The sequence below is a fragment of the Streptomyces sp. NPDC058257 genome (assembly GCF_042881845.1).
GTDB lineage: Bacteria > Actinomycetota > Actinomycetes > Streptomycetales > Streptomycetaceae > Streptomyces.
Window position 1 is genome coordinate 109,449 of record NZ_JBHVXJ010000026.1, and the last position, 12,165, is coordinate 121,613.

Genomic DNA, 12,165 nt, shown 5'->3' on the forward strand with positions numbered 1-12,165 from the left:
GCTGCACTGGGCGTTTGCAGTGCAGGCAGACATCTCAGCTATTCCGTCTTGCTAAGTACCGGTAGTCAGCGTTACGGTGTACCGGTACTCAACAGCGCTTACTAGCAAGGTCGCTTCGGAGAAGGGGCCACCGCGCAAGGTGCACTCCCTCAACGCCCAGGGACGGGAGTACCTCGAAGAGTTCTGGAGGACGTGGAGCTTCCTCACGGAACGACTGCGACAGCTCCACGAAGGGAGCAAGTATCCATGTCCCAGGACGAGAAGAGCGGCTTCATCGCCAAGGCGATCGGACCCAAGAAGCACTGGCGGGCCTACAGGGCCCGAGTGAAGGACCTGCCCGAGAGCTATCGCGCGGCGGCCGAGGCGATCGAGCGGTACCTGATGAACTTCGTGCCCACCGACGCCGACTCCAACACGTCGATGTTCGACGACCTCGCCGACCTCTTCGAACAGGCCGCGGCCGACGCCACCGCGATCCGCGAGATCGTCGGCGAAGACCCGGTCGAGTTCGTCGACGCGTTCGCCCAGAACTACTCACAGGGCGGCTACGTCCCCGACCGCGCACGCACGCAGCTCACCGACGCCATCACCCAAGCCGCGAACGAGGCCTGAGGGCCGCGGGCACGACTGCCTGACCGGTGATCCGCGTGGGCCCTTGAGGAGTCCTGCAGAAAATACGGCGAGAAGTTGCCCGCGCCGCACGACGTGGATGCCGATGCGTCGAAGGGCGACGACTTCAGCCGAGCCCGCCCCCTCACAACGGCCGTGCTCACATCAACCACCCCCCATTAACCTCAGCCTTCGATCGGGAGGGCCCCATGCCTTCATCTGTCATGCCCACATCCGTAAAGAGTGATGGTCGCACCTCGTCGGCCGCCATCTCCGCCGTCGGTCTGCGAAAGGCGTACGGCGACAAGACCGTGCTCGACGGCATCGCTCTGCAGATCCCGGCCGGGTCCGTGTTCGCGCTGCTGGGCCCCAACGGCGCCGGGAAGACCACCGCCGTGAAGATCCTCTCCACGCTCATCACCGCCGACGCCGGCGAACTGCACGTCGGCGGCCACGACCTGGCCGCCGACCCCCAGGCGGTGCGCGCCACGATCGGTGTCACCGGACAGTTCTCCGCCGTCGACGGCCTGATCACCGGCGAGGAGAACATGCTCCTCATGGCCGACCTGCACCACCTCTCCAAGCAGGAGGGCCGCCGGGTCGCAGCCGAACTCCTGGAGCGCTTCGACCTGGTGGAGGCCGCGAAGAAGCCCGCCTCCAGCTACTCCGGCGGCATGAAGCGCCGCCTGGACATCGCCATGACGCTGGTCGGCAACCCGCGGATCATCTTCCTCGACGAGCCCACCACCGGCCTCGACCCCCGCTCGCGCCACAACATGTGGGGCATCATCCGCGGCCTCGTCTCCGGCGGGGTGACCGTCTTCCTCACCACCCAGTACCTCGAAGAGGCCGACGAGCTCGCCGACCGCATCGCCGTACTCAACGACGGCAAGATCGCCGCCGAAGGCACCGCGGAAGAACTCAAGCGGCTCATCCCCGGCGGGCACGTCCGCCTCCGCTTCACCGACCCGGTCGCCTACCGGTCCGCCACCACCGCCCTGCGCGACGTCACCACGGACGACGAGGCACTGGCGCTCCAGATCCCCAGCGACGGCAGCCAGCGCGAACTGCGCTCCATCCTCGACTGGCTGGACACCGAGGGCATCGAGGCCGACGAGCTGACCGTCCACACCCCCGACCTCGACGACGTCTTCTTCGCCCTGACCGGCCCTGCCAACGTCATCAGCCAGACCAAGGAGACCGTCCGATGAGCGCCCTGTCCCTCGCCATCCGCGACTCGAACACGATGCTGCGCCGCAACCTCCTGCACACGCGGCGCTACCCGTCCGGCACCCTGAACCTGCTGCTCGCGCCGATCATGTTGCTGCTGCTCTTCGTCTACATCTTCGGCGACGTGATGAGCACGGGCATCGGCGGCAGCGATCGCTCCGACTACATCGCCTACATCGTCCCGGGCATCCTGATGATGACCATCGGAAGCACCGTGATCGGCGCCGCGGTCTACGTCTCCATGGACATGAACGAGGGCCTCATCGCCCGCTTCCGCACGATGAAGATCTACCGCGGCTCCATGATGATCGGGCACGTCGTCGGCAGCGTCCTGCAGTGCCTCGCCAGCGTGGTCCTCGTCGGCGCCGTCGCTGTGGCCATCGGCTTCCGCTCCACCGACGCCACCGCCCTGGAATGGCTGGCCGCGTTCGGACTTCTCGCGCTGTTCGCCGTGGCGCTCACCTGGATCGCCGTCGGCATGGGCGCGGCCAGCCCGAACGCCGAGGCAGCCGCCAACAGCGCCCAGCCGCTGATCCTGCTGCCGCTCATCTCCAGCGCCTTCATCCCGGCCGAAACGATGCCCGGCTGGTTCCGGCCCATCGCTGAGTACCAGCCCTTCACGCCCGCCATCGAGACCCTGCGCGGCCTGCTCCTCGGCACCGAGATCGGCAACGACTGGTGGATCGCCCTCGCTTGGTGCGTCGGCCTGATCGTGCTCGGCTACCGCTGGTCGATGGCGCAGTTCAACCGCGACGCGAAGTAGGCGCGCAGGCTGCGGCCCGCAGCCGTCCCGCTCCAGGGCGGCGTCCTCCGACTCCGCGTCGGCGAACGCCGCCCTGTCGGCGTCCCCGGCCAGGCAGGGCGGGGCAGCGGCCGCAACCGGTGGGAACTCCCCCAGGAGACAGGGCTGTTGGGCAGGCGTGAACAACCGCGGCGGCCTGCCGCGCCGGTGCTGCCGACCTTTGCGACGAGTTGCCGGTGCTCGCAGCCTCTGCGACGAGTTGCCGGTGCTCGCGGCCTCCGCGATGAGTTGCCGGTGCCGGTGGGGTCGATTGATGAGAGGCCGGTTTCAGTACAGGCGTTGATGAGGCGCCCTGGGGTTCTCGACAGCGAAAGGGGTTGGATCATGGTGACAGCACAGGCCCGGCAGCGGGCGGCGCCCGGCGCCTTCACCTCCTTCGCCCGCTTCGTGCTCTGCGGCGGCGGTGTGGGGATCGCCTCCAGCTTCGCCGTGGCCGCCCTCGCATCGCTGATCCCCTGGGCCCTGGCCAACGCCCTGATCACCGCGGCCTGCACACTCCTGGCCACCGAACTGCACGCCCGCTTCACCTTCGGCGCTGGCGGACGCGCGACCCGACGCGAGCACGCACAATCAGCCGGATCCGCGGCAGCCGCCTACGCGGTCACCGGCCTGGCCATGCTCGTCCTGCAGCAGCTGGTGGCATCGCCCGGCGCGGTCCTGGAGCAGGCCGTCTATCTCGCCGCCTCCGCGCTCGCGGGTGTCGCACGATTCGCAGTGCTGCGCCTCGTCGTCTTCCCACACAGCCGCTCACGGACCACGACCACTGCCCGCGACCCCCGCCCTGTGCCCGACCGCGGACCCCTGCGCGCCCCTGCCCTGCCCCGGGGCCCCCTGCCACGCCTCCTGAACGTTCCTTCGGCGCACCGGCGCACGGACGCGAGACGGGCGGCGTGGGGGCACCGCGCACCTCCCGCGTTCCTCACCGAGCTCATCGAGGCCGCATAGCCGCACGGCACACGGCTGACAGCCGGTCAGGAAGCAACGGCACCTGCGAGCAGCCCTTCACGGACGGTCGCGGCGACCTCCCCGATCTGGTCGGTCAGATAGAAATGGCCACCGGGAAAGACCTTCAGGCCGAAGTCGCCTCTGGTGAACTCCCCCCACGTCCGCGCTTCTTGAACCGTCACCATCGGGTCCTGGTCCCCGATCAGGGTGGTCACGGGAACGGCGAGAGGCTCGCCCCCGGTCCACTCGTACGTGGCGACTGCCCGGTAGTCGGCGCGCAGTGCCGGCAGCACCATCTCCAGGAGGTCCGGGTCGTCGAGCATGGTCTGATCGGTTCCGCCAAGGCGGTGCAGGTCGGCCAGTACGTCGGCGTCGTCCCAGGGCTCGCCCTCGTCGCCGGTACGGCACAGCGGCCCTCCCCGGCCGGAGAGGAACAGCCTCTGCGGTACGGGCAGTCCGTTCTGGACGAGCAGGCGCGCTGTCTCGAAGGCGACGAGCGCGCCCATGCTGTGACCGAACAGGGCATACGGCCTTTCGGGGACCCGGGCCAGTTCGTGGGCCAGTTCCCCGGCCACTGCCTCGACGAGCGGGGCCAGTGTGGTGAACGGAGCCTCGGCGTACCGGTCCTGGCGCCCGGGGTACTGCACGGACACCACGTCGAACTCGGCCGGCAGAGCGCGCGCCAGCGGGACGTACCCGGCAGCGCTGCCCCCCGCGTGCGGGAAGCACACGAGCAGCGGCCCGTCTCCCGTGGTCGCGGTGAAGCGTCTCAACCACCTGCTGTTCATGGTGGGTGTGTCCCTTCGTCTATGCCGGTCAACCGTTCTCACCGAACCGGCGGCGGGCATGGGGAAGGCCCGCCGGCACCTCGGGGGATGTGGGCGCCGGCGGGCGGTTCGGTGCTCCGCGCGGGCTTGTGGCACGCCTGGGAGCTCACGACTGCGAGCATCGCGCCGCGTGCTCGACGGATGCTCGCGGGGTGGTGGAGAGCCGGCGCGGCGGTCAGGTGCTCTAACCGTCTTCGAGCGGCACGGCAGAAGCTGGTGGTCCATCACGACGGCCGGAAGGGGAAGCTCATGACGGCTCTGGACGACAGGCCGACCGGGCGGCAGCGCGGCACCGTCGCCGAACTCGAGGCCAAACGTGACGCCATGCGCCGGGGGCCCAGCGACAAGGCCACCGAGGCGCAGCACGCCAAGGGCAAGCTCACGGCCCGGGAGCGGCTGCTGCTCCTCTTCGACGACGGACGGTTCACCGAGGTCGAAGGGTTGCGCAGACACCGGGCGAGCGGCTTCGGTCTGGAAGACACGCGCCCCTACACCGACGGCGTGGTCACCGCCTGGGGCCGGGTGCTCGGTCGTACCGTCTTCGCCTACGCGCATGACTTCAGGATCTTCGGAGGCTCCCTCGGAGAGGCGCACGCCGAGAAGATCCACAAGATCATGGACATGGCCGCCACGGCGGGCGCACCGATCGTCGGCCTCTGTGACGGCGCCGGGGCGCGCATCCAGGAAGGGGTGACCGCGCTCGCCGGATACGGCGGGATCTTCCAGCGCAACGTACGCAACTCCGGGGTCATCCCGCAGATCAGCGTGATGATGGGCCCGTGCGCGGGCGGGGCGGCCTACTCCCCGGCGCTGACCGACTTCGTGTTCATGGTGCGCGGCACCTCGCAGATGTTCATCACCGGTCCCGACGTGGTGCGGGCCGTCACCGGGGAGCGGATCAGCCAGAACGGCCTGGGCGGCGCCGACGCCCACGCCACTGTCTCCGGGGTGGCGGGATTCGCCTACGACGACGAGGCGAGCTGCCTCGCTGATGTCCGCTACCTGTTGTCCTTCCTGCCCGCCAACAACCGTGAGCAGCCGCCGTCGGAGCCTTCCGCCGACCGGCCCGACCGGTTGACCCCGGCCATGCTCGACCTGGTGCCGTCCGACGCCAAGCAGTCGTACGACATACGGAAGGTCATCGGGGAGTTCGTCGACGCCGGCGACTTCTTCGAGGTGCACGAGTTCTGGGCGCCCAACGTGGTGTGCGCCCTGGCCCGCCTCGACGGCCATGTCGTCGGCATCGTCGCCAACCAACCCGCCTCGCTCGCCGGGGTCCTCGACATCAAGGGCAGCGAGAAGGCGGCCCGCTTCGTGCAGATGTGTGACTCCTTCAACATCCCGCTCGTGACGCTGGTGGACGTGCCGGGGTTCCTGCCCGGCGTCGACCAGGAGCACGGCGGCATCATCCGGCACGGCGCCAAACTCCTCTTCGCGTACTGCAACGCGACGGTTCCCCGCATCCAGTTGATCCTGCGCAAGGCCTACGGAGGCGCGTACATCGTCATGGACTCGCGCTCCATCGGCTCGGACGTGTCGCTGGCCTGGCCCGGCAACGAGATCGCGGTGATGGGGGCCGAGGGCGCCGCGGGCGTCATCTTCCGGCGCGAGATCGCGGCCGCCGACGATCCCGAGCTCTCCCGCGAGCAGCGCGTCAAGGAGTACAGGGATCAGCTCATGCACCCGTATTACGCGGCGGAGCGCGGCCTGGTGGACGATGTCATCGACCCCGCGCAGACCCGCGTGAGGCTGATTGACGCGCTCGCGATGCTGCGCACCAAGTACGTGGCGCAGCCCTGGCGCAAGCACGGGAATCAGCCCCAGTGACCGCGGGCGAGCCCACGAGGGCCTTCGCGGACGCGGTCGGCGGGGCGCTCGTCGTCGTGGCGGGCGACCCGACCCGGGCGGAGCTGGCCGCCGTCACCGTCGCCCTGCTCACCCTCGTGGACCGGTCAGGCGGCGGGGCAGAGAGCCGTGGGGTCGGCCTGGGCCGCGGGGCGAGCCGGGGTCGCGTGCACGGGGTGGGTGACGCGGAGGGGGGTCGTGGCCCGTGAGCGGTCGCGTGCGAAGACGACCAGGCGAAGCACCACGAACCGTGCGACACCGGCGAGTGCGGATGCGCAGAGGTAGACGCCCTGCTCCAGGACCGCGCCGGGCGACGCCACCAACTGGTGCAGGACGAGCATCGCCAGGCACGTCAGCGCGTAGGCGGCCGCCGCGGCCTCGGCGGACTGCGCGTGCTGTCGGCGGGTCGCGCGTCCGCCCGCGCCGAAGGTGAAGCGGGCGTGCAGTTCGGTGGCGAGGAGTGTGGAGGCCGCGGTGATCAGGGCGTTGGCCAGGCTCCAGGGCATCCAGGATGCGAGGGCGGCCACGGCGAAGCTGGAGGCGACCCCCACCCCGCCGCCACAGAGTACGAAGCGGGCGAAGGAGGCGAAGGCGCCGGGCGCCGCCTGTCGGTTGTGCGCTGTTTCCATGACTCCACCCCTTTGCCGCCCGACTGTTTCTGATGAGAGAAACGCTACGTTGCATTCACTCATTCAGCAATGATGTCGTTGCGTACTAACATTATCTATGCAGGTAGAGGCAGTGAAATCGTTGCAACGTGATGGGTGTTAATGCAACGGCCTCGCTATGATCGTTGCAATGGAATGAGGCTGAACGCTATGGTCGGGGCATGCGAGTCCTGTACCGGACGGGGACGCGAACGGGAATCGCGGGAAACTGAGGAGCGCACCATGGCGTACGTCGATGCAGGCGGGATCCGCCTCCACGTCGAGGAGCGTGGCCAGGGCCCCGCGATGGTGCTGCTGCACGGCACCGGCACCAGCGGCCGGGTCTGGGACGCGCAGTTGGCGGATCTGGCCAGGGACCACCGGATGTTCGCCGTCGACTCGCGGGGCTGCGGCCGCTCGGACCGGCCCGCCGAGGGCAACGACATCGCCGGCAACACCGCGGACGTCCTCGCCGTGATCGATGCGCTGGACCTCGACCGGCCCGTCGTGGTGGGCAGTTCGGTCGGCGCGGTGTTCGCGATCGAGGCGGCGCTCGCCGCTCCCGACCGGATCGGCGGGATCGTCTCCATCGACGGACCCGGCTACTGGCCGGCCGTCGCGATGAGCGACAAGCTGGTGGAGGTCGCCGCCGCGACCGACCGGGCCGCGCAGTTCGCCGAGTGGGTGCCCACCTGGTACAGCCCGGCGGCGCCCCCGGAGCTGATCGCCTCGACGCTGCGGCAGATCCTGGAGTCCAGCGAGCACGTCGACGAACTGTTCGCCGACGGCGCTTCGTACGACCCGCGCGAGCGGATCCGTGAGCTGGCCGTTCCGGTGCTGTTCCTGCACGGCGCCCTGGACGCCTCGATCCCCTGCGAGGTGTCGCGGGTCCTGGCGGACCTCGCCCCGCACGGCACGTTCCGCCTCATCGAGAGCGCGGGCCATATGCCGCACCAGGAGCGGCCCGAAGCGGTGAACGCGGCCCTGCGGCAGGCTGCCGAGCGGCTCGCCGTGTGACCCGGTGCGGAGCCGGCGGACCCAGCGGGTCAGAGACCGTTCACGCCGTCGGTTCCTCGCCCAGTGCCCTGCGGACGAGCGCGCTGACGTCCTGCCCCGGCATGAGCCCGGCGAGTTGGGCGCGCAGCCAGCCCACCTTCTCGTCCACGACCGCCGGGTGCATGCGCGGCACCGGGGCCGCCTCGGCAGCCCGGAGGAAGGCGGCGATGGCGCGTTCGGCGACCTCGCGGGCGCCGGCCTCCTGGACGCTGAGGACCAGCTGCAGCGAGTCCTGATCGCCGACGGCCGAGGGGCAGGCGTGGCCCGGCGGCAGATAGACGGCGCTCGTGCGGTGCAGAGTGATCGTCACCGGCACCCGTCCGTAGGCGAGGTCCCAACTGCTGCTGCCGTCCAACTGCAGCACGAACGCGTGGTCGGCCTCGGCCGACGGCGGGGGAGCGAGGGTGCCCGGCGGGCTCAGCACCAGGGCCGCGCGGGCGCCGGAGGCCCAGAGGTCCTCACGCAGCGCGGTGACGAGGTCCGCGATGCCGGGCAGCCACTCGCCCGGCGCGTCGAAACACACGCTCTCGCCGGCCGCGAACCGCTCCTGGGCGGCCGGATCGCGCTCCCACAGGTCGGCCGGCGCAGGCGCGTCGGGCAGCGCGCGGCAGTGGAAGGACGCGGGCCTGATGTTCCATACCTCGCCGAAGAACGCGTCGGTGTCACCGACGAGTCCGGCGAGCCTGATGGGTAGATTGCGCGCACCGGTGCCCGTACCGGTGGCGCCCGAGGGGCCGGTTGCCGAGGAGCGGGCGCCTGGGGAGGTGGGATCGAGCGCGACGGTCATATGACTGCGTACCTTCCTGCTCCGCACGGTGACGGGCACCCACGTTATGAGTGCCACCGCGGCAGGGGCAATTGGAAGGTGCCGACCCTCAAGGGAATGTCCAGCGCTTCTGAAGCGGGTTCGCGCGGGGAATTCGCACGCCGTGGAACACAGGTGAACCGCACCCCGGACACAGCGTCCTCAAGTGACATTCAAGTGCTACCACTTCGCCGCGATCACCGCAGTTCAAGGCGGTGCGCACGGCCCCCGGGCCCACCTTCCCCAACCCGCTGGAATCAGGCTCGAGTTCGGCTGCACACACGGCAAGGATTCATTGACGCCCTCCGAAGGCCCTCATAGTTTCACGTCCGTCACGGCGAACACTCGCAGCGATGGACCCGGAGGGAGATTCATGGGCCAGGTAGTGGACGTCCAGATACTCGACAGTTCGGGAAACGTCCTCTGGCGGGGATCGGAAAGCGACTACCCGGCCGCGCTCGGCGCCATCGACCCCGACAACTCGGCACTGCGCATGCTCGCCGACGAGGACCCCGAGCACCGCTGCACACGCGACGACGTCATGCGCACCGCGGAGACCCTGCAACTCGTCAGCCGCCAGGGCGGCCCGCGCGGCTTCCTGACGACCCTGCCGCGCGGCGCGGTCCTGGAAGCGGGTGTGGACGCCTTCAACGCGCGGCACCTGGCCGGACTCGAGGTCAACACCGTGCACCTTCCCGTGGTGTTCGACGGATCCGCCGAGCCGATGCGCGCGCTGGCGGACCAGTACGGCGAGCAGGGCCGGACGTTCGAGATCGCGGATGCCGACGGAGGCGCCGACGGCGGGCTCACCCTGGCCTACGCCACCGACCCCGGCCTCTTCTCCTGGCTCAAGGACGCCGTCCTGCAGCGGGCCAGGCTGCCCTACGCGATGTACAGCCCCCAGCCGGTCTTCCGCCGCTTCGGGCCCGACGAGACCGACATCCGGCGCCGCCACCAGTTCAACGTGCCCGACGTCCACATCTGGTGTCACCCCGACGACGTCGCCGAGCGCTATCTGCACGCGCTCCAGCACGCCGCGGAGTCCACCGCGTACTGGTTCCAGCAGGACTACGTCCACGTCCTGGACTCCGTCGTCGGCACCAGCCACGACACCGACGACTTCCACCAGCGGTGCGCCAAGGCCGCGGGCGGCATCACCGTCGTACGACGCCTCGCCGCCGCGCGCCCCGAACGCTACGCGCAGCAGACCGGCATCCTCGTCTCCTCGGGCTACGAACTCGTGACGCTGCAGAACCTGCGGCTCGACGAGGTCAACGCGTCCCGATTCAACATTCGCATGGACACCGGGGAGCATCCCGGCCTCATCCACGCCCGCCTCGCCATGGGCGGCTCACGACTGCTGCCGCTGCTGATCGGCCGGGGCCTGTCCGGCCTCGGGCCGCGAGTGATCCCCGCCGAACTCGCCTGGCACCAGGTGGTGTTCCTGCCGCTCGCCGAGAAGCACGTGGGCCGCGCCTACGAACTGGCCGGGCCACTGTGGATCGACGGCGTACGCACCGCGGTCGACCTGGAGTTCAAGCGACCGATCGGGGCCCGCATCGCCCGGCTGCGCAGCGAATGGCAGCCGCTGTACTGCGTGGTCGGCGACCGCGAACTCTCCGAGCAGCCGCGCTTCCAGTCCGGCGGCCGGACGCCCACCGACCTGGACTACCAGGACTTCCTGGCCGAGCAGTTGCCCGGCTGGCTGCGCTGTCGCCCCGACACGCCTGTCGGGACCGCGCCCCTGCCGTTCGCCGGCGCCTCCTGAACAGCACCGCGGCAGGGTCGTACCCTGCCGCGACGCCCGCTCAAGTACGCGCCTGCGACCGCACAAGCGCCGCTCGACCAGCGGTGCATAGCCTCTGAGCGGTGTACGACCCCGCGCCGCTACGCGTGTCCGCCGACGTGTCCGCCTGCGCTCGCGGACCAGCAAGACAGGAGCAGACACACCTATGACCGTGCAAACCACTTCCGCGGGCGGAACAGGAGCGGGTAAGAAGGATGTACGCCGTCTGGATCGGGTGATCATCCGTTTTGCGGGTGACTCGGGTGATGGTATGCAGCTCACTGGTGACCGGTTTACTTCGGAGACGGCGTCGTTTGGGAATGACCTGTCGACGCTGCCGAACTTCCCGGCTGAGATCCGTGCTCCTGCCGGCACTCTGCCGGGTGTTTCCTCCTTTCAGTTGCATTTCGCCGATCACGACATCCTTACGCCGGGTGACGCGCCGAATGTGCTGGTGGCGATGAATCCGGCGGCTTTGAAGGCGAACATCGCCGATGTGCCGCGCGGGGCGGAGATCATTGTCAATACGGATGAGTTCTCCAAGCGGGCGATGGCGAAGGTGGGCTATGAGGTCTCACCGCTTGAGGATGGTTCGCTGGATGGTTACAGCGTGCATCGGGTGCCGTTGACGGCGCTGACGGTCGAGGCGCTGAGGGAGTCCGGTCTTTCGCGCAAGGACGCGGGCCGCAGTAAGAACATGTTCGCGCTGGGTCTGCTGTCGTGGATGTATCACCGGCCGACCGAGGGGACGGAGAGGTTCCTGCGGGCGAAGTTCGCCAAGAAGCCGGATATCGCCGAGGCGAACGTGACGGCGTTCAGGGCGGGTTGGAATTTCGGTGAGACGACGGAGGATTTCGCGGTCTCCTACGAGGTGGCTCCGGCGGCGGCGGCGTTCCCGGCGGGTACGTATCGCAACATCTCGGGGAATCTCGCGCTGTCCTACGGGTTGATCGCGGCGGGCCGGCAGGCGGATCTGCCGCTGTATCTGGGTTCGTATCCGATCACTCCGGCCTCCGACATCCTGCACGAGCTGAGCCGGCACAAGAATTTCGGGGTGCGCACGTTCCAGGCGGAGGATGAGATCGCCGGGATCGGGGCCGCTCTGGGGGCGGCGTTCGGCGGGTCGCTGGCGGTGACGACGACGTCGGGGCCGGGGGTGGCTCTGAAGTCGGAGACGATCGGGCTCGCGGTGTCGCTGGAGCTGCCGCTGCTGATCGTGGACATCCAGCGCGGCGGGCCGAGCACGGGGCTGCCGACCAAGACGGAGCAGGCGGATCTTCTGCAGGCGATGTTCGGGCGCAACGGTGAGGCGCCGGTGGCGATCGTGGCGCCGAAGACCCCGGCCGACTGCTTCGACGCCACGATCGAGGCGGCCCGTATCGCGGTCACCTACCGCACCCCCGTCTTCCTTTTGAGTGACGGGTATCTGGCCAACGGCTCCGAGCCCTGGCGCATCCCGGACATTGATGAACTCCCCGATCTGCGCGTGCGGTTCGCCTCGGGCACCAACCACACCCAGGACGACGGGAGTGAGGTGTTCTGGCCCTACAAGCGTGATCCGCGGACCCTGGCCCGCCCCTGGGCGATTCCCGGTACGCCGGGTCTTGAGCACC

Annotated in this window: 10 protein-coding genes and 1 pseudogene; 8 read left to right on the forward strand and 3 right to left on the reverse strand. The window is 69.4% G+C overall.

Annotated features, from left to right (window positions below; translation table 11 throughout):
• Window positions 1-246 precede the first annotated feature (246 nt).
• The 4 genes and pseudogenes from ACFVXC_RS38015 to ACFVXC_RS38030 all read left to right on the forward strand — a co-directional run.
• Entirely contained in the window at window positions 247-612 is a 366-nt protein-coding gene (locus tag ACFVXC_RS38015) for a DUF1048 domain-containing protein (protein WP_389915351.1), read from the forward strand.
• Between the two features lie 221 nt (window positions 613-833).
• Window positions 834-1,820, forward strand: coding sequence for an ATP-binding cassette domain-containing protein (locus ACFVXC_RS38020; protein WP_389915390.1), 987 nt, complete (start codon window positions 834-836; stop codon window positions 1,818-1,820).
• Window positions 1,817-2,602 carry an ABC transporter permease gene (locus tag ACFVXC_RS38025; RefSeq protein ID WP_389915353.1) on the forward strand — a complete coding sequence of 262 codons (786 nt, stop codon included), beginning with the start codon at window positions 1,817-1,819 and terminating at the stop codon, window positions 2,600-2,602. Before ACFVXC_RS38020 ends, ACFVXC_RS38025 begins: the two co-directional genes overlap by 4 nt.
• 363 nt (window positions 2,603-2,965) lie before the next feature.
• Window positions 2,966-3,430 (forward strand): annotated as a pseudogene (locus tag ACFVXC_RS38030) (hypothetical protein); the annotation flags it as partial.
• A 182-nt stretch (window positions 3,431-3,612) separates the two neighbouring features.
• Here ACFVXC_RS38030 and ACFVXC_RS38035 read toward each other — a convergent pair.
• Complete coding sequence (locus tag ACFVXC_RS38035; protein ID WP_389915356.1) at window positions 3,613-4,374, reverse strand: thioesterase II family protein; 762 nt, start codon at window positions 4,372-4,374, stop codon at window positions 3,613-3,615.
• 288 nt (window positions 4,375-4,662) lie between these two features.
• On the opposite strand from ACFVXC_RS38035, the gene ACFVXC_RS38040 reads away from it, so the two are divergent.
• Window positions 4,663-6,240 carry an acyl-CoA carboxylase subunit beta gene (locus ACFVXC_RS38040; protein WP_389915358.1) on the forward strand — a complete coding sequence of 526 codons (1,578 nt, stop codon included), beginning with the start codon at window positions 4,663-4,665 and terminating at the stop codon, window positions 6,238-6,240.
• 125 nt (window positions 6,241-6,365) lie between these two features.
• On the opposite strand, the gene ACFVXC_RS38045 is transcribed toward ACFVXC_RS38040, so the two are convergent.
• Window positions 6,366-6,887 (reverse strand): GtrA family protein, encoded by a 522-nt coding sequence (locus ACFVXC_RS38045; protein ID WP_389915361.1) that lies wholly within the window; start codon window positions 6,885-6,887, stop codon window positions 6,366-6,368.
• A gap of 261 nt (window positions 6,888-7,148) precedes the next feature.
• Between ACFVXC_RS38045 and ACFVXC_RS38050 the strand changes: the two genes are divergently transcribed.
• Window positions 7,149-7,922, forward strand: coding sequence for an alpha/beta fold hydrolase (locus ACFVXC_RS38050; RefSeq protein ID WP_389915364.1), 774 nt, complete (start codon window positions 7,149-7,151; stop codon window positions 7,920-7,922).
• Window positions 7,923-7,962: 40 nt separating this feature from the next.
• On the opposite strand, the gene ACFVXC_RS38055 is transcribed toward ACFVXC_RS38050, so the two are convergent.
• Window positions 7,963-8,748 (reverse strand): hypothetical protein, encoded by a 786-nt coding sequence (locus ACFVXC_RS38055; protein WP_389915367.1) that lies wholly within the window; start codon window positions 8,746-8,748, stop codon window positions 7,963-7,965.
• 391 nt (window positions 8,749-9,139) lie between these two features.
• Between ACFVXC_RS38055 and ACFVXC_RS38060 the strand changes: the two genes are divergently transcribed.
• Both ACFVXC_RS38060 and ACFVXC_RS38065 read left to right on the forward strand, forming a co-directional pair.
• Window positions 9,140-10,534 carry a His/Gly/Thr/Pro-type tRNA ligase C-terminal domain-containing protein gene (locus tag ACFVXC_RS38060; protein WP_389915370.1) on the forward strand — a complete coding sequence of 465 codons (1,395 nt, stop codon included), beginning with the start codon at window positions 9,140-9,142 and terminating at the stop codon, window positions 10,532-10,534.
• Window positions 10,535-10,718: 184 nt separating this feature from the next.
• Window positions 10,719-12,165 (forward strand): 2-oxoacid:acceptor oxidoreductase subunit alpha (locus ACFVXC_RS38065; protein ID WP_389915373.1); only part of this gene is annotated, 1,447 nt, incomplete at its 3' end.